The organism is Kribbella sp. NPDC104740 (genome assembly GCF_055583505.1).
In genome coordinates, this window is record NZ_JBVJNV010000001.1 from 734,916 (window position 1) to 749,942 (window position 15,027).

16 protein-coding genes are annotated in these 15,027 nt (G+C 69.1%); 8 read left to right on the forward strand and 8 right to left on the reverse strand.

What is annotated here, in order from left to right; all coding sequences use genetic code 11:
• Positions 1-30 precede the first annotated feature (30 nt).
• From ACZ6Z4_RS03505 to ACZ6Z4_RS03515, 3 genes are all read left to right on the forward strand, one after another.
• Entirely contained in the window at positions 31-303 is a 273-nt protein-coding gene (locus ACZ6Z4_RS03505) for a type II toxin-antitoxin system Phd/YefM family antitoxin (protein ID WP_465557699.1), read from the forward strand.
• Positions 303-701, forward strand: coding sequence for a PIN domain-containing protein (locus ACZ6Z4_RS03510; protein ID WP_465557701.1), 399 nt, complete (start codon positions 303-305; stop codon positions 699-701). Before ACZ6Z4_RS03505 ends, ACZ6Z4_RS03510 begins: the two co-directional genes overlap by 1 nt.
• A 112-nt stretch (positions 702-813) precedes the next feature.
• Positions 814-1,074: a hypothetical protein gene (locus ACZ6Z4_RS03515; RefSeq protein WP_465557703.1), complete on the forward strand. Its 261-nt coding sequence runs from the start codon at positions 814-816 to the stop codon at positions 1,072-1,074.
• On the opposite strand, the gene ACZ6Z4_RS03520 is transcribed toward ACZ6Z4_RS03515, so the two are convergent.
• The 8 genes from ACZ6Z4_RS03520 to ACZ6Z4_RS03555 form a co-directional block, all read right to left on the reverse strand.
• On the reverse strand, positions 1,065-1,676 hold the full coding sequence (locus tag ACZ6Z4_RS03520) for a hypothetical protein (RefSeq protein ID WP_465557705.1): 612 nt from the start codon (positions 1,674-1,676) through the stop codon (positions 1,065-1,067). The genes ACZ6Z4_RS03515 and ACZ6Z4_RS03520 overlap by 10 nt on opposite strands.
• A gap of 315 nt (positions 1,677-1,991) precedes the next feature.
• On the reverse strand, positions 1,992-2,954 hold the full coding sequence (locus ACZ6Z4_RS03525) for a hypothetical protein (RefSeq protein ID WP_465557707.1): 963 nt from the start codon (positions 2,952-2,954) through the stop codon (positions 1,992-1,994).
• 11 nt (positions 2,955-2,965) lie between these two features.
• On the reverse strand, positions 2,966-4,033 hold the full coding sequence (locus ACZ6Z4_RS03530; RefSeq protein ID WP_465557709.1) for a hypothetical protein: 1,068 nt from the start codon (positions 4,031-4,033) through the stop codon (positions 2,966-2,968).
• Positions 4,033-5,034, reverse strand: coding sequence for a hypothetical protein (locus tag ACZ6Z4_RS03535; protein ID WP_465557711.1), 1,002 nt, complete (start codon positions 5,032-5,034; stop codon positions 4,033-4,035). The genes ACZ6Z4_RS03530 and ACZ6Z4_RS03535 overlap by 1 nt, the downstream gene beginning before the upstream one ends.
• Before the next feature lie 8 nt (positions 5,035-5,042).
• On the reverse strand, positions 5,043-6,131 hold the full coding sequence (locus tag ACZ6Z4_RS03540) for a hypothetical protein (protein ID WP_465557713.1): 1,089 nt from the start codon (positions 6,129-6,131) through the stop codon (positions 5,043-5,045).
• Entirely contained in the window at positions 6,128-7,240 is a 1,113-nt protein-coding gene (locus ACZ6Z4_RS03545) for a hypothetical protein (protein ID WP_465557714.1), read from the reverse strand. Before ACZ6Z4_RS03545 ends, ACZ6Z4_RS03540 begins: the two co-directional genes overlap by 4 nt.
• Complete coding sequence (locus tag ACZ6Z4_RS03550; RefSeq protein ID WP_465557716.1) at positions 7,237-7,740, reverse strand: SigE family RNA polymerase sigma factor; 504 nt, start codon at positions 7,738-7,740, stop codon at positions 7,237-7,239. The genes ACZ6Z4_RS03545 and ACZ6Z4_RS03550 overlap by 4 nt, the downstream gene beginning before the upstream one ends.
• Before the next feature lie 38 nt (positions 7,741-7,778).
• Positions 7,779-9,002, reverse strand: coding sequence for a DUF4032 domain-containing protein (locus ACZ6Z4_RS03555; RefSeq protein WP_465557718.1), 1,224 nt, complete (start codon positions 9,000-9,002; stop codon positions 7,779-7,781).
• 86 nt (positions 9,003-9,088) lie between these two features.
• Here ACZ6Z4_RS03555 and ACZ6Z4_RS03560 point away from each other — a divergent pair, with 86 nt between their 5' ends.
• From ACZ6Z4_RS03560 to ACZ6Z4_RS03580, 5 genes are all read left to right on the forward strand, one after another.
• Complete coding sequence (locus tag ACZ6Z4_RS03560) at positions 9,089-10,096, forward strand: LacI family DNA-binding transcriptional regulator (protein ID WP_363667116.1); 1,008 nt, start codon at positions 9,089-9,091, stop codon at positions 10,094-10,096.
• Positions 10,097-10,259: 163 nt separating this feature from the next.
• Positions 10,260-11,630, forward strand: a complete 1,371-nt coding sequence (locus ACZ6Z4_RS03565) for an ABC transporter substrate-binding protein (protein ID WP_465557720.1) — start codon at positions 10,260-10,262, stop codon at positions 11,628-11,630.
• Positions 11,630-12,553: a carbohydrate ABC transporter permease gene (locus ACZ6Z4_RS03570; RefSeq protein ID WP_363667113.1), complete on the forward strand. Its 924-nt coding sequence runs from the start codon at positions 11,630-11,632 to the stop codon at positions 12,551-12,553. Before ACZ6Z4_RS03565 ends, ACZ6Z4_RS03570 begins: the two co-directional genes overlap by 1 nt.
• A complete protein-coding gene (locus ACZ6Z4_RS03575) occupies positions 12,550-13,419 on the forward strand; it encodes a carbohydrate ABC transporter permease (RefSeq protein WP_465557723.1) in 870 nt (289 codons plus the stop codon). The genes ACZ6Z4_RS03570 and ACZ6Z4_RS03575 overlap by 4 nt, the downstream gene beginning before the upstream one ends.
• Positions 13,420-13,447: 28 nt before the next feature.
• Positions 13,448-14,992, forward strand: coding sequence for a glycoside hydrolase family 13 protein (locus ACZ6Z4_RS03580; RefSeq protein ID WP_465557725.1), 1,545 nt, complete (start codon positions 13,448-13,450; stop codon positions 14,990-14,992).
• Positions 14,993-15,027 lie beyond the last annotated feature (35 nt).

Consider the following 15,027-nt stretch of genomic DNA (forward strand, 5'->3'; position numbering starts at 1 on the left):
TGTCTGACAAATATGTACTACAATCTGTCCATGGCTGAGGTTTCGATCCGCGAGCTGAATCAGGCGACGGCCAAGGTGCTGGCCCGGGTGAAGCTGGGCGAGGAGGTCGACGTGACCGAGCGGGGGGTGGTGGTGGCCCGGTTGGTCCCGGCCGAACCGTCGCCCATTGGCCGCCTGCTGGCGACCGGCAACCTGCGGCCGCCTCGGGCGAGTGGGCCCTTGGCTCACCCCAAGGGCAGTGTGCGGACCGAGGGGGAGTCGGGGCAGTTACTCGAGCAGCTGCGCGACGAGGAACGACGCTGATGATCTACCTCGACACTGCAGCCGTGGTGAAACTTGTCCGGCGCGAGTTCGAGTCGGACGCTTTGGTCGACTGGTTGAACAGTCATCCGAACCGGTTGCTGGTGTCCTCGGCCTTGGTTGAAGTCGAGTTGCCGCGGGCCCTGCGCCGTACCGAGCCCGACCTGCTCGCCGCCGCGCCGGCAGTGCTGGCGCGCATCGCGGTCTACGAGATCGACCAGCTGGTCAGGGCCACGGCGTCGGCGTACACCGACTTGCTGATCCGCCCGCTCGACGCAATTCACTTGGCCACGGCGGAGGCGGTCCTCGGTGACGACCTGACCGCGTTTGTCACCTACGACAGGCGCTTGCTGGCTGCGGCCGATGCGCTGGGGCTGCCCGTGAGTTCCCCAGGGAGATGAATAACTTCTGAGAATGATTCATTTCGATTGCGCTCGAACAGGTCGTGACCGCGCATTGATCTGCGTAGTGTCGAACCAATCGCAGTGAGTCATTCTTCAAAGGAGAAGACCGATGAACAGAATTGTCGCCGCCGGCGTAGCCACGCTGGCCCTGGGGGGCACACTCCTGGCCACCGCCCCTCCCGCCTCGGCCCACCAGACCGTCGTCGCCGCCCCGACCACGGTGCAGGACTACGAGTACTACACCTGGTACTGGGCCCGCGACACCTGCGAAAGCGAAGGCGCGAAACTGCAGGTCCGCGGCGTCATCTCGAACTACTACTGCCAGCAGAGCGCGTACACCACCTGGTACTTGTACGTCCTCTACCGCTGAATTCCTTTCACCATTTCGTACAATTCAGAGTTGTACGACGCCTGATGGTGAATTCCTCTCAACAATGGCTGGACAACGGCAGCACTCAATCGCCGCCGAGTGCTGCCGTCGTCCGTGCCGTTGAAATGGCAGCCGGCGTAGCGGACGAGCACCTCCTGCTCACGCCCACCGGCGTGGACCTTGAGAACGATGAGCTCGGCCCCGAGGATGTCGATACAACTCAGATCCTCGGGTCCGTAGCCCTCGGGAGCTTCGAGGACGGCTGCGACCAGCGCTGAGGCCTCTGGTCCGGTGAGACGTGAGCTCGCGATCAGCGGAGCCCGGCGATCAGCCCCGCTGCTCCTGATCGCGTACCGGCAGACGGTGATCGACTCCACGGCTCCCGGCGTGGGTAGGCCGCCGGTGTCCGCGGGGCGAGCCGTCGGTGGGTGGGCGCGGGCGTCCGCGGTCGAGGTGGCGATCGGATACAGCGTGGGTTCGGCCAGCGGGTGGTCCGGTGGGCAGCCGTACGCGTCGAGGCCGTCGATGGGTCGCGCGGAGTCGAGGATCCGGTGGCGGAGGGCGTCGTCGTCGCTCAGCACGGTGAGGTAGACCCCGTCCACCACCCGGGTCTCCTCGGTCCAGCCGTGATCGGTGGCTGGATTCCCGGCTCGCGAGGCCCGGCGACATGAGACGGCAGCTCGCGGCCGCGGGCGCGGCGGTCGGGATCGAACCACAGGTAAGGCGTCCGGAAGGGCAGCGGCGGAAGCGGGTCTCGGCAGCCGATCGATCGGATGGCGCCGGGGCGGCCGACGTACGGTGGGCGAAGTTTGTCGACCAGGCACGGCGGATTGTTGGTCGTGCCCCAGCGCCAGTCGTCGGGGACCTGGAGCTCCACGGACTGGTAGGACTCCCAGCGCCAGCCGGTCATGCTCGGATCATCGCACCGGTGGGGGTGTGCCGATCAAGAGCTTGTCGAGGGCCGGGTACGACTCGTTGAGCTGGTGTACGCCGACGAAGAGCTGCCGGGCGGTGTCCGCGGTGAGCTGACGGCGTACTGAGCGGTCGTCCGTGCCGTTGTCGCGGCAGCCGTCGTAGCGGTACATGACGTCCTGCGGGTGGTCGCTGCCCTGCACGCGGAGGATCAGGAACTCGTGGCCGGGGGCACAGCTTCGAGGATCGGCGATCGCCGGGCCGGTCCCCGGCGGGGCGGCGGCCAGGTCGCGGACCAAGTGGTCGGCGGCGATGCCGGTCAACCGGGAGCTGGCCTGGAGCCGGGCGTACCTGATGTCCTCAGGTCCGCCGGTCGGTGCGATCGGCAGACCGGCGATGGAGTATCGGCAGACGCTGACCGCCGCGACGTCGCCGACGGACTTGAGTCCACCCTGGGCCGGCGGACGCGCGACCTGCCGATCAGCCCGCGGAGTACAGCCGTAACTGTCGACGCTCTCGACCACACCGGCCGAGTCGAAGATCTGCCGACGCAGTACGTCGTCCCCGGCCGTCACCGTGACGAGCTGCTCACCGATCTTCCGCGTCTCACGGAACCAACCACCAGCCAGCGGTACGACGCCCACCCGCTCCCCGCCGAAAACCACCGACGGCGCAACCTGCTGCGCAGGCTTGGACGCGGGGCAGATCTTCAAGGCCAGCAGCCGCTTTCCACCAGGCCGAAACACCGTTGCCTCCGGCACCCAGTCGTCCTCCGAACAGTCCGCCGGCCCAGCCCACAACGACTGCTTCCAGCTGCCCGGCACTTGCAGCTGCACGTCACCGTACGACTCCCACCGCCACCCGGCCCCGGCCGGCTCGGCCGCGGGCCGCCCCGATTCCTGTCCAGCAATCGCCTTCCCGCCAATCGTCAGCGCGACCGCGCCGACCGCCAGCAGGATCACACTCAAGCGCCGTTGCATCATCGTGCCCCCAGGTCGTCGAGAATCGGCATCGCCGGATGCTTCGTGTACAGCACCTGGCTCAGCGGCACCATCGTGTCCTTGGTGAGCCGTCGCTGCGTGGTGCCGTCGTCGGTTCCGTTCGCGCGACAGGTGCCGTACCGCACGACAACCTCCTGTACGCCGTATTGCCCGTGCACCGTCACCAGCAGGTCGTCCCGCTGCGCGGGTTGCTCGCAGTTGGAGGCCCGCATGCTCGGCCCGACGCCCTCCGGCGCCGCCAGCAGTGCCTCACCCAGTTGGCGAGCGGCGTCGCCGGAGATCTGGAGACCGGCCTGGAAGACGCCGGGCCGCTGGTAGCTGTAGGCGCACACCCGGATCGACGACACCGCACCGATCGCAGCCAACCCTGGACCCGTCGGCCGTTGCCCGTCACCCAGTACGGCGGGACGCGCGACCTCGCACCCGTTGGGGTCCGTCCCGCCCGTCCGCACCGCCGAGTCCAAGATGCGCCGCCGCAACCCGGCGTCGGCACTGAACACGCTCAGGGAAACGCCGCCGACGATCCGCACCTCGGTCGCCCACCCGTGGTCGAACCGGGTGATCCCGGCCTTGGCCTCCGGCTCGTCGAACCACAGATGCGGAACCCGCTCAGCCAACCGCGGCACCGCGGGACAGCCGACCATGATCTCGGGCCCACGCCACGGCCGCCCGACCAGCGGCGTCCTGTTCGGTGCGCTGTTCCGGTCCCCGCAGGCCCAGACGTGCGTGAACGTCATGTCTGCCCAGTTGTCGGGCACCCGTACCTTGATCGCGCCGTACGACTCCCACCGCCACCCCGTGCGGGCCGGGGGAGTAGTGCTCCCGACGACCGGTGCCGTGGCGTCAGCCGCAGGTCGTCCTGGGTCACTCGCATCCGTGCTCGGCGCTGCCCGCGAGCCGACATCTCCCATCTCCGCCGCGCCCAGCCCACCCGCACCGCGCTCACCGCCGCCCAACTCTCCGGCCAGTGCCACTCCGCCGAGCGTCAGCACAGCAACCCCAACCGCAGTCAGCGCGGCAGTGGTCTTCCTCCCGAGCGGCCTCATCACAGCACCCGCACAGGCGTGCCGTACAGCAACTGGTGAAGGACGTCGCGGACCCCGTCGGGCTCGTGCACCCCGACGAAGATCGCCTTGGCGGTGGCCGGTGTGGCCTGGCGCAGCGTGGTGCCGTCGTCGGTGCCGTTGTGCTTGCACCCGGCGTGCCGGTAGATGACGTCCTGGTCGTGCGCGGAACCGTCGACTCGCAGGATCACGAGCTCCCCGCCCGGATCGCTGCCGCAGATGCGCGGGTTGGTCACCGTCGGCCCGGTTCCGGTCGGTGCGGCGACGAGGTCGCGGACCAGACGTTCGGCGACCGGTCCGGTCAGCCGGGAGCTGGCTTCCATCCCGAGGTCGTACGGCGCTGTGTCGGAGAGCGGCTGCGGACCGCGGAAGGACTCGTAGCGGCAGACACTGACCGACTCGACGACGCCAACCGTCTCCAGTCCACCCTGCGCCGGCGGTCGCAGCACCTCGTTCCGCGCGATCGGCGACTCCGGGTCGCAACCATTGCCATCGGCATCGACCACCACGGCGGTGGTCGAGAAGATCCTGGCCCGCAAGGCGTCGTCGGCAGCGGTGACCGTGATCAGCAGCTCACCGACCTGCCGCGTCTCCTTGGTCCACCCGTCGGCGTACCGAACCACCCCGGGACGGTCACCGGCAAACGCAACCGACGGCGCCACGTGCTGCTGTGGGGCTGTTGGATCGGAGCAGGGCTCCAGCATGGCCAGCACCGCGCCGCCCGGGCGCCGGACGATCGGCTTCTGCTCCACCTGATCCAGCCCGCACGGCGTCTTCAGCCCGGCCCACTGCGACTGCCCCCAGCTGTCCGGGACCTGGACTTGAACGCTCCGGTACGCCTCCCAGCGCCACCCCTCCGGCAACGGGACGCTCCGCGGATCGGCAGCGCCGACCGCCGGCTCCTCGCCGAGCACGATCTTCCCGCCCACCGCCAGTGCCCCGACCGCGACAGCGGCCAGCGCGATCACTGCGAACTTACGCATCGTGTACCTCACTTCAGGAGATTGGTGAGAAAGGGGCCGGCGAACTCCGGCCGTCCGACCGCCGCCACCAGCGGCGCGACCGCGGCCTTGGTCGGCTGGCGGAAGACGACCCCGTCGTCGATCTCGAACGGGCCGCAGCCGGTCAGGCGTACGACGACCTCCTGGCTCCCGCGGTCGCCCCGCGCCTGCAGGACGAACACTTCCCGGTCGCTGGTCTGGCAGAGGGTGCCCTTGACGGTCGAGGGCTCGCCGGACTGCGTCGTCGCGGACTCCCCGGCGTCGGGAGCAGTCCGCAGGGCTGTGCCGACCTCGCGCGCCTGGTCGCCGGTCAGCTCGGCACTGGCCAGCAGCGGTGGGATCTGCGGCGACGGCGCGGAGTTGTAGACGCAGAGAGCGATCGCGTTGACCGTCCCGATCGCGGCGAGGCCCTTGCCGGCTGGGCGTTTCGCGTCGCTGGTCGCGCGCGCCGGAGTGCAGCCGTTGCTGTCGACGCCGTCGATCGTTCGTGCCGAGTCGAGCACCTGAGCCCGTACGGCGTCGTCGGCGCCGAACACCTCGACCTGCACCGGCCCTACCGACCGGACCTCCTTGGTCCAGCCGTCCGCGTACCGCGTCACACCGGGCTTCGCGTCGAAGGCGAACCTCACGTACGGCACCTGCGACGCCGGCGGGAGCGCAGGCGTCTTGTCCCCGCTGACCGCGATCTCACAGCGCGTCGCGACCCTCGGCAGCAGACTCGGTCGCCCGACCCAACCGCCCCACTGCGGCTTCTGGCCGGGACAGGTCGTCAGGCCGTGCGCCGCGATCTCCTGCCAGCCGTCGGGCACCTGAACTTCGACGTTCGCGTACGACTCCCAGTGCCACCCCGCCGCCGGCTGCGCCACCGGCCCGGCATCCTCCGGCTGCACCACCGAGCGCAGACCCACCCCGGCGACAACCACAGCAGCACAAGCCAGTACGCCGATGCCCGCCGATCGCACCCGCCGCCGGCGACGCAGCCTGCGGTGCACGCTCCCGAGCAGTGTCGCGTCCGGTGGTGCCTCGTCGGCGTGCCGCGTGAGGCTCTCGGTGACCAGGGTCTCGGCCGGGTCGTTCATCGCGGGGGCCCTTCGAGGATCATCGGTTTCGCCTGCAGGGTGTAGAGCTTCTGGAGCAGTGGCAGCAGCGCCCCCGGTGTCACCTCACGCGTCGTCCGGCCGTCGTCGATCACGTTGTGACAGCCCTTGTAGCGAACGACAACCGGCTGGTCGCCGTTGCTCCCGCGGACGGTGATCACTAGGTCGTCGCGCAGATGGTCGAGCTCACACAGGTATGAGTTCTCCGGTCCTGACCCGGCGGGCGCGGTCAGCAGCGCCGTGGCGATCTGCCGGGCCTCGTGGCCGGTCACCTCCTCACCGGCGAGCAGCTTGCCGGGAGCAGGTGCGTCCAGCAGGTAGCCGCAGAGTTGGACCGACAGGATCTCGCCGACGTTCTCCAGCCCGGGGCCGGTCGGCCGTTGCCCGTCGCGCAGTACGGCGGGCGGCTTCGTCGGGCATCCGAAGACATCGGTGGCGCCGGTCGGTTCCGCGGAGTCCAGGATGCGCTTGAGCAACGCGTGGTCGGTCCCGAATGCCGTCAGCGTGACCCCGCCGACGACCCGGACCTCCTCGATCCACCCGTGGTCGAACCGGGTAATGCCGGGTTTGCGGTCCGGCTCGTCGAACCACAGGTGCGGCCCCCGGCCGGCGAGTGGCGGGATCCCGGTGCAGGCGACGGCCGGCATCACGGCCGGGAACGGCCGGCCCACCACCGGAGCCCGCGGGTCGCGGCCCTTGTCCTCGGTGAGGACGAAGCTGGGCCAGCAGTTCCAGAGCCCGGTGTACCCCGAGTCGGCCCAGCTGTCCGGGACCTGGACCCGGACGGTCGAGTACGTCTCCCAGTGCCAGCCGCCGACGGTCTTCACCCGGGGAAGGTCGCGGGCCGGAACGTCGCCAGGAGGCGCAGCGAGAGGCGCCTCCGCGGTCGGAACCGGCGGGTCGTGCAGTACGCCGACGCCGGTCGCGGCCGCGGCGACCGCCGTACAGGCGAGGACGCCGACCCCGGCGCTGCGCACGCGCCGGCGCTGCCGCAAGCGCTGCCGGACGTCGGCGAGCAGCGTGTCGCCAGTTGGAGCATCATCCGCGTACGCCCGTAGCGCGAGCGTGATCATCTCAGCCGAAGCGTTCACAGCTGCTCGACCTCCTTCAACGACGCGCGCAGCGACGACAGCGCGCGATGGATCTGGGAGCGGACCGTCGCCGCCGAGCACCCGAGAACCTCGGCGATGTCGGCGTCCGGCAGCCCCTCGTAGTACCGCAGTACGACGGCCGCCCGCTGCCGCGTCGGCAGCGAAGCGCAGAGCCGCCACACCGCATCGGCGTCCGCGTGCGAGTCCGCGTGATCACCCGCGAAGGACGCCGTCAGCAAGGACGGATCGTCGACCGGCGTCTCCCGCTTGAAGAACCGCCGCCAGCGCGAGATGTCCGCGTTCACGATGCAGCGCCGGACGTAGGCGTCCGGGTCGGCCCCGATCCGCGACCACCGCGGGTACGCCGCGATCAGCGCGTCCTGCACGGCTTCCTCGGCCCGGCCGCGGTCCCGGGTCACCAGATAGGCGAACCGCAGCAGCCCGGCGCCACGCAGTGACACCCAGCTGTCGAAGTCCGGCGCTTCCTCAGTCGTCCCCACGCCCTAACCACGCCAGGAGAGGACGAGACGTTGCATGCCTACTCCAGATCAGGCGGCGCCGTCGGCAGCGCGAGCTTCTCGTCGGGCTTGCCGGTAAGGACGTCGTCGACGTACGAGCGGGCGGCCTCCATCGTGTCGACCTCGTGGCCGGCCTGCTCGGACAGGAACCAGCGGTGCTCGAGGACCTCGTGGAACACCTCGGCCGGTTCGAGCTTGCGGTTCAGGTCGCGGGGGACCGAGCGGACCACCGGTTCGAAGACGTCGGTCAGCCACTGGTGGGCGACGATCTCCTCGTCCTCGTTCTGCTGGTCGGTGGCGGCGGCGAACGAGTCGAGGTCGTTGAGCAGCCGGCGGGCCTGGTTCTCCTCGACGTCCAGGCCGGTCAGCCGCAGCAGCCGGCGCGAGTGGTGGCCGGCGTCGACGACCTTCGGCTGGATCCGGACCTGGCTGCCGTCCCAGTCGGTGATGATGTCGATCTCGGCGACGTCGAAGCCGAGCTCGTTCAGCCGCCGGATCCGGGAGTCCAGCCGGTGCATCTCGTCGGTCGCGAACTCCTCCGGCGCGGTCAGCTCGGCCCACAGCGCGTCGTACCGGTCGTTGATCGACTGGACGGTCTCCTGCGGGTCGATGTCGGGATCGAGCAGCCCGCCCTCCTGCAGGTCGAGGAACTCGCCGAACAGGTTGATCTCGGCGGTGTAGAGATCGTGCGCGCGCTGCCCGTCGGAGATGTCCTGGTGCAGCTCACCGGTCTCGGCGTCCACCAGGTACGCCGCGAAGGCGCCGGCGTCGCGGCGGAAGAGCGTGTTGGACAGCGAGCAGTCGCCCCAGAAGAAACCGAGCAGGTGCAGCCGGACGATCAGCGCGACCAGGGCGTCGATCAGGCGGTTCACGGTGTCGGGCCGCAGCGTGGAGGAGAACAGAGCCCGGTACGGCAGCGAGAACTGCAGGTGCCGGGTGACCAGGATCGAGTCGAGCGGCTCGCCGTTCTTGTCCAGGCGGTCGGTGATCACGCCGACGGGCTCGACCGAGGGGGAGTCCAGCCGCTCGAGGTCGCGCAGCAGCCGGTACTCGTGCATGGCGAGGTGCTCCATCACCTCCTTGATCGCGTAGACGCTGCCGTTGACCCGGACGAAGCGGACCACGTGCCGCGAGATACCGCGCGGCAGCGCGACCAGCTGGTCCTCGGGCCAGTCCTCGAGCGGGATGTCCCAGGGCAGCGAGAGCAGGCCGGTGTCCGGGCGGGTGGCGACGAAACGAGGCACCCGCCCAGTGTCTCAGTTCCTGATGACGAAAGTACGTAACGCAAGCGAGCGCAAATACTTGCGAGATGTGGCGTAGTGTTTGCGTCATGACTCGACGACTTGCTGAGGTGGCGAAGAAGGTCGGCGTCAGTGAGGCGACCGTGAGCCGGGTGCTGAACGGCAAGCCCGGGGTGTCCGAGGCGACCCGGGAAGCGGTGCTGACCGCGCTCGACGTGCTCGGGTACGAGCGGCCGACCCAGCTGCGTGGCGACCGCGCAAGACTTGTCGGCCTGGTGCTGCCGGAGTTGCAGAACCCGATCTTCCCGGCGTTCGCCGAGGTGGTCGGCGGTGCGCTGGCGCAGCAAGGTTTCACCTCCTTGCTCTGCACCCGGACGGTCGGTGGCGTCTCCGAGGCGGACTACGTCGACCTGCTGCTCCAGCAGCAGGTCTCGGGCGTGGTCTTCGCCGGCGGTTTCTACGCCCAGGCCGACGCGCCGCACGCCCACTACGAGCTGATCCAGGAGCGCAAGCTGCCGACGGTGCTGGTGAACGCGGCCGTCGACCACCTGGGCTTCCCGCAGGTCTCGTCCGACGACTTCGTGGCCGCCGAGATGGCGATCGGGCACCTGCGCGCGCTCGGGCACCAGAAGATCGGCCTGGTCCTCGGCCCGCGCGACCACATCCCGTCGCGGCGCAAGCTGGAGGCGTTCCTGGGGTCGCCCGAGGCGGACCCGGCGCTGGTCGAGCACACCATGTTCTCGCTCGAGGGCGGGCACGCGGCGGCGACCCGGCTGGTCAAGCACGGCGTCACCGGCATCGTCTGCGCCAGCGACATCCTGGCCCTCGGCGCGATCCGCGCGGTCCGCCGGGCCGGCCTGTCGGTGCCCGACGACGTCTCCGTGATCGGGTACGACGACTCCGCGATGATGAACTGCACCGACCCGCCGCTGACCACGGTCCGGCAGCCGATCGACGCGATGGGCCGGGCCGCGGTCGACATGCTGGTGGCGCTGATCGAGCGCGCCGCCGTACCGGCCGACGAGCTGCTGTTCGAGCCGGAGCTGGTGGTCCGGGCGTCGACCGCGCGGCTCAGATCGGCACCGCTTCCCGTCTGAACCACGCACGACCGCAGAGGTGGAGTGGGCTTCGGCCCGCTCCACCTCCTTTTTTATGCCCGCTAGTTTCTTTCTTGCAACATTCGATCGAAGTATTGCGCACATCCGGTCAGCTTGCCTACGGTACCGACCACATCGGCAGTATCGAGGGAAGGGCAGATCGATGAGGACAACGAGGGCACTCGGCCTGTTGGTCGTGGCAGGACTGGGGCTGACGGCCGCGTCCTGTGGATCGGGCAGCGACGAACCCGCCGCGCAGGGCTCCGGCGGCGCCGACCAGAAGGTGACGATCACCGTCGGCTGCCAGCCGCCGAAGAGCAACCCCAAGGAGCGCGCGGGCTGGGACGAGGACGTCGCGGAGTTCCAGAAGGCGCACCCGAACATCACCATCGAGAGCAAGGACGCCTTTCCCTGCATCAACCCCGACACCTTCCAGGCGAAGCTGGCCGGCGGCACCCAGGAGGACGTCTTCTACGTCTACTACACCGACGTCCAGAAGATCATCAAGGCCAAGCAGGCCGCCGACATCAGCGAGTACGTCGGCAGCGTGAAGGCCCTCAACGACGTGCGCCCGGACGTCAAGGGTGTCTTCAACGACGGCGACAAGACGTACGGCGTACCGCGCAACAACTACAACATGGGCCTGGTCTACAACCGCAAGCTCTTCACCCAGGCCGGGCTGAACCCCGACGCCCCGCCGAAGACCTGGGCCGAGGTCCAGGAAGCGGCCAAGAAGATCGCCGGGCTCGGCGCCGGCTACACCGGGTTCGGTGAGTACTCCGCCGGCAACACCGGTGGCTGGCACTTCGCGGCGTCGCTGTACGCCCGCGGCGGCTCGATGGTCAGCGAGGACGGCAAGTCGGCGGCGTTCAACAGCGCCGAGGGCAAGGCCGTGCTGGAGAACCTGAAGCAGATGCGCTGGAACGACAACTCCATGGGCAGCAAGCAGCTGCTGCAGTGGGAGGACCTGATGCGCATGATGGGCTCGGGCAAGCTCGGCATGATGATCGGCGCACCGGACGTGGTGCAGTCGGTGAACAACGACTTCCAGGGCAAGTTCGAGGACTACGGCGTCACCGCCGTCCCGGAGTCCGAGGGCAAGGCGTCGCTGTCCGGCGGCGACGGCTACATGTTCAACCCGAAGGCGACGCCGGAGAAGATCAAGGCCGGCCTGCTCTGGCTGGAGTTCCACGAGCTCACGCCGGGCAAGGGCCAGTTCGACTACGAGCGCGCCAAGACCCAGGGCCGCCCGGTCGGCCTGCCGATCCCGGACCTGTACGGCGACACCGCGCCCGGCAAGGAGATCACCGCGCTGCGCAAGCAGTTCGCCACCGTGCCGGTCGACCACTTCACGCCGTACGTGACCGCGCAGGGCAGCATCACCAACAAGCTCGAGCCGCCGAAGGCCCAGGAGCTGTACGCCGTACTGGACGTCGCGATGTCCGCGGTCCTGACCCGCAAGGACGCCGACATCGACAAGCTGCTCGGCGACGCCGAAGGCAAGGCGAACAAGATCCTCGCCAAGAACACCTGATGGCCGTCCTGACCGCCAAGCCGTTGGTGCGCCGCTCCCAGTCCCAGGGAGCGGCGCGCCGCGCGGTCGGCCGGAACCTGACGGCGTACGGGTTTCTGTGCGGGGCGCTGATCTGTTTCGCCTTCTTCTCCTGGTACCCGATGATCCGGGAGATCGTGCTGAGCTTCCAGCAGACGAACTTCGTCGACCCGCCGCAGTGGGTCGGGCTGGAGAACTTCCGGACCGTGTTCGCCGACCCGGCGTTCCGGTCGGCCTGGATCAACACCGCCGCGTTCAGCGGCCTGGCCCTGGTGGTCGGGTACGTCATCCCGTTCGTGCTGGCCGTCGTACTGAACGAGCTGCGACACGCGAAGGCGTACCTGCGGTTCGTCGTCTACCTGCCGGTGATGCTGCCCCCGGCGGTCGGGGTGCTGCTGTTCAAGTGGTTCTACGACCCGGGCGCGGGCCTGTTCAACCAGGTCCTCGCCGTCTTCCACATCCCGCCGCTGGCCTGGCTCGACTCCACCAGTACGGCGCTGATCTCGCTCGTCATCGTGTCGACCTGGATGAACCTCGGCACCGGCACGCTGATCTACCTGGCCGCGCTGCAGTCGATCCCCGGCGATCTGTACGAGTCCGCCGAGCTGGACGGCGCCGGCCTGTTCCGCCGGCTCTGGCACGTCACCGTGCCGCAGACCAAGCTGATCCTGCTGGTGATGCTGCTGCTCCAGGTCGTCGCGACCATGCAGGTCTTCATCGAGCCGTACCTGCTCACCGGCGGCGGCCCCGAGAACGCGACCGTCACCGTCGCGTACCTGATGTACCAGTACGCCTTCAACTTCGGCGACTTCGGCGGCGGGGGAGCGCTCGGCCTGATGCTGATGGTCGTGCTGATGGTCTTCTCCGCGATCTACCTGCGGATCTCCCGGGAGGCCGAACGATGAGAACGCTCGTCTCACCGCTGTCGCTGCGCAGCTGGCACGGCAAGCTGACCTACTGGACCGTCCTGGTCGTGGTGGTGGTCGGCTTCACGATCGCCTTCGTCTTCCCGCTGTACTGGATGGTCACCGGCGCGCTCAAGTCGCCCGACGAGCTGGCCCAGATCCCGCCGAGCTTCTTCCCCAAGGACTACGACTTCGGCGTCTACAAGGAAGCCTGGAACCAGCTGCAGCTCGGCGTCTTCCTGAGGAACACCGTCCTGTACGCCGGGGGCGCGTGGCTGTTCACGCTGCTCGTCGACGTCACCGCGGCGTACGCGCTGTCCAAGCTGCGCCCGTTCTTCGGCAAGGTGATCCTCGGCCTGATGCTGGCCACGCTGATGATCCCGCCGATGGTGCTGCTGCTGCCGACGTACCTGGTCGCCAAGGACGTGCCGATCTTCCACTTCGACCTGCTCAACACCCCGTGGGCGATCTGGTTGCCCGCGGCAGCGAACGGGTTCTTCATCTTCCTGCTGAAGCGGTTCTTCGACTCGATCCCGCGCGAGCTGCTGGAGGCGGCCGAGATCGACGGCGCCTCACCGGCCCGGATCCTGTGGTCGATCGTGCTGCCGGTGTCGCGGCCGATCCTCGGCGTGGTGTCGATCCTGTCCGTGGTGACGGTCTGGAAGGACTTCGTCTGGCCGCTGCTGGTGCTGCCGGAGACCGACAAGATGTCGATCAGCGTCGGGATCGCGTCGCTGTCCGCGCAGATGCCGCAGAACGTGCTGATCGCGTCCCTGGTGATCGCGTCGCTGCCGACGATCCTGGTCTTCTTCGTGTTCCAGCGCAGCATCATGGCCGGCCTCACCGCCGGCAGCCTCAAGGGCTGATCCCCCAACCCACACCCTAAGGAGAAGCATGTCGGAAACATGGTGGCGCGGAGCCGCGATCTACCAGGTGTACCTGCGGAGCTTTGCCGACGGCAACGGTGACGGGATCGGCGACCTGGCCGGTCTGCGGGCGAAGCTGCCGTACCTGGCCGACCTCGGTGTCGACGCGATCTGGCTGAACCCGTGGTACCCGTCGCCGATGGCCGACGGCGGGTACGACGTCGCCGACTACCGCGCGATCGAGCCGACCTTCGGCACCCTGGCCGAGGCCGAGGCCTACATCGAGGAGGCCCACGCGCTGGGCATCCGGACGATCATCGACATCGTTCCCAACCACGGCTCGGACCAGCAGGACTGGTTCGAGCAGGCGCTGGCGGCCGGTCCCGGGTCTCCAGAGCGGGAGCGGTTCCTGTTCCGCGCCGGGCGTGACGGCGGGCTGCCGCCGAACGACTGGCAGTCGATCTTCGCCGGCCCGGCGTGGACGCAGGTGCCGGACGGGGAGTGGTACCTGCACCTGTTCGCCCCCGAGCAGCCGGACTTCAACTGGCGCAACCCGGAGGTGGTCGAGGAGTTCCACGCGATCCTGCGGTTCTGGCTGGACCGCGGCGTCGACGGCATCCGGATCGACAGCGCCGCCGTCCTGTTCAAGGACCTGGACAGTGTCGAGGAGTCCTACACCGACCACGACGAGGTGCACGAGGTGTACCGCGGCTGGCGCGCGATCACGGACGCGTACGAGGGGCGTTTCCTGGTCGGCGAGATGTGGATGCCGGACCAGGAGCGGTTCGCGCTCTACCTGCGCCCGGACGAGATGCAGACCGCGTTCAACTTCGACTTCCTGTCCCGGCCCTGGGACGCCGATGAGCTGCGCGCGTCGATCGACCTGACGCTGACCACGCACGTCCCGATCGGCGCCCCGCCGACCTGGGTGCTGTCGAACCACGACGTGACCCGCCCGGTCACGAAGTACGGGCGTCCGGACACGTCGTTCTCGCACCAGGACCGCAAGCACGGGATGCCGACCGACCTGGTCCTCGGCGAGCGCCGGGCCCGCGCGGCCGCGCTGCTCGCGATGGCGCTGCCCGGTGGCCTGTACGTCTACCAGGGCGAGGAGCTCGGCCTCCCCGAGGTCGAGGACCTGCCCGACGAGCTGCTGCAGGACCCGATCTTCGCCCGCTCCAACGGCACCGACCGCGGCCGCGACGGCTGCCGCGTCCCGATCCCGTGGTCCGGCAAGGAACCGCCGTTCGGGTTCGGTGCCGGTACGCCGTGGCTGCCGCAGCCGGCCGACTGGAAGAACCTCACCGTCGAGTCCCAGCAGGCCGACCAGAACTCGATGCTCGCGCTGTACCGCGACGGGCTGAGGATCCGCCGCACCGAGCTCGGCGACGGCGCCCTGACCTGGCTCGACTCGGCCCCCGGCGTACTGGCGTTCACCCGCGAATCGGGCCTGACCTGCCTCGTCAACCTCACCACCGACCCCATCGACCTCCCCGCCGGTGAGGTGCTGCTGACGAGTTCCCCGCTGGAGGAAGGCCGTCTCGCGGCGGACACCACAGCCTGGATCCGCTGACCGAGAAGGGGGCCTCTCTTTCAAGTACCGGCCAC

Excerpts from the sequence above, each read along its gene's own strand:
- ACZ6Z4_RS03575 (WP_465557723.1), top strand. The coding sequence starts at position 12,550 with ATGAGAACGCTCGTCTCACCGCTGTCGCTGCGCAGCTGGCACGGCAAG.
- ACZ6Z4_RS03510 (WP_465557701.1), top strand. The coding sequence starts at position 303 with ATGATCTACCTCGACACTGCAGCCGTGGTGAAACTTGTCCGGCGCGAG.
- ACZ6Z4_RS03580 (WP_465557725.1), top strand. The coding sequence starts at position 13,448 with ATGTCGGAAACATGGTGGCGCGGAGCCGCGATCTACCAGGTGTACCTG.
- ACZ6Z4_RS03570 (WP_363667113.1), top strand. The coding sequence starts at position 11,630 with ATGGCCGTCCTGACCGCCAAGCCGTTGGTGCGCCGCTCCCAGTCCCAG.
- ACZ6Z4_RS03560 (WP_363667116.1), top strand. The coding sequence starts at position 9,089 with ATGACTCGACGACTTGCTGAGGTGGCGAAGAAGGTCGGCGTCAGTGAG.
- ACZ6Z4_RS03565 (WP_465557720.1), top strand. The coding sequence starts at position 10,260 with ATGAGGACAACGAGGGCACTCGGCCTGTTGGTCGTGGCAGGACTGGGG.
- ACZ6Z4_RS03515 (WP_465557703.1), top strand. The coding sequence starts at position 814 with ATGAACAGAATTGTCGCCGCCGGCGTAGCCACGCTGGCCCTGGGGGGC.
- ACZ6Z4_RS03530 (WP_465557709.1), bottom strand. The coding sequence starts at position 4,033 with ATGAGGCCGCTCGGGAGGAAGACCACTGCCGCGCTGACTGCGGTTGGG.
- ACZ6Z4_RS03540 (WP_465557713.1), bottom strand. The coding sequence starts at position 6,131 with ATGAACGACCCGGCCGAGACCCTGGTCACCGAGAGCCTCACGCGGCAC.
- ACZ6Z4_RS03505 (WP_465557699.1), top strand. The coding sequence starts at position 31 with ATGGCTGAGGTTTCGATCCGCGAGCTGAATCAGGCGACGGCCAAGGTG.
- ACZ6Z4_RS03535 (WP_465557711.1), bottom strand. The coding sequence starts at position 5,034 with ATGCGTAAGTTCGCAGTGATCGCGCTGGCCGCTGTCGCGGTCGGGGCA.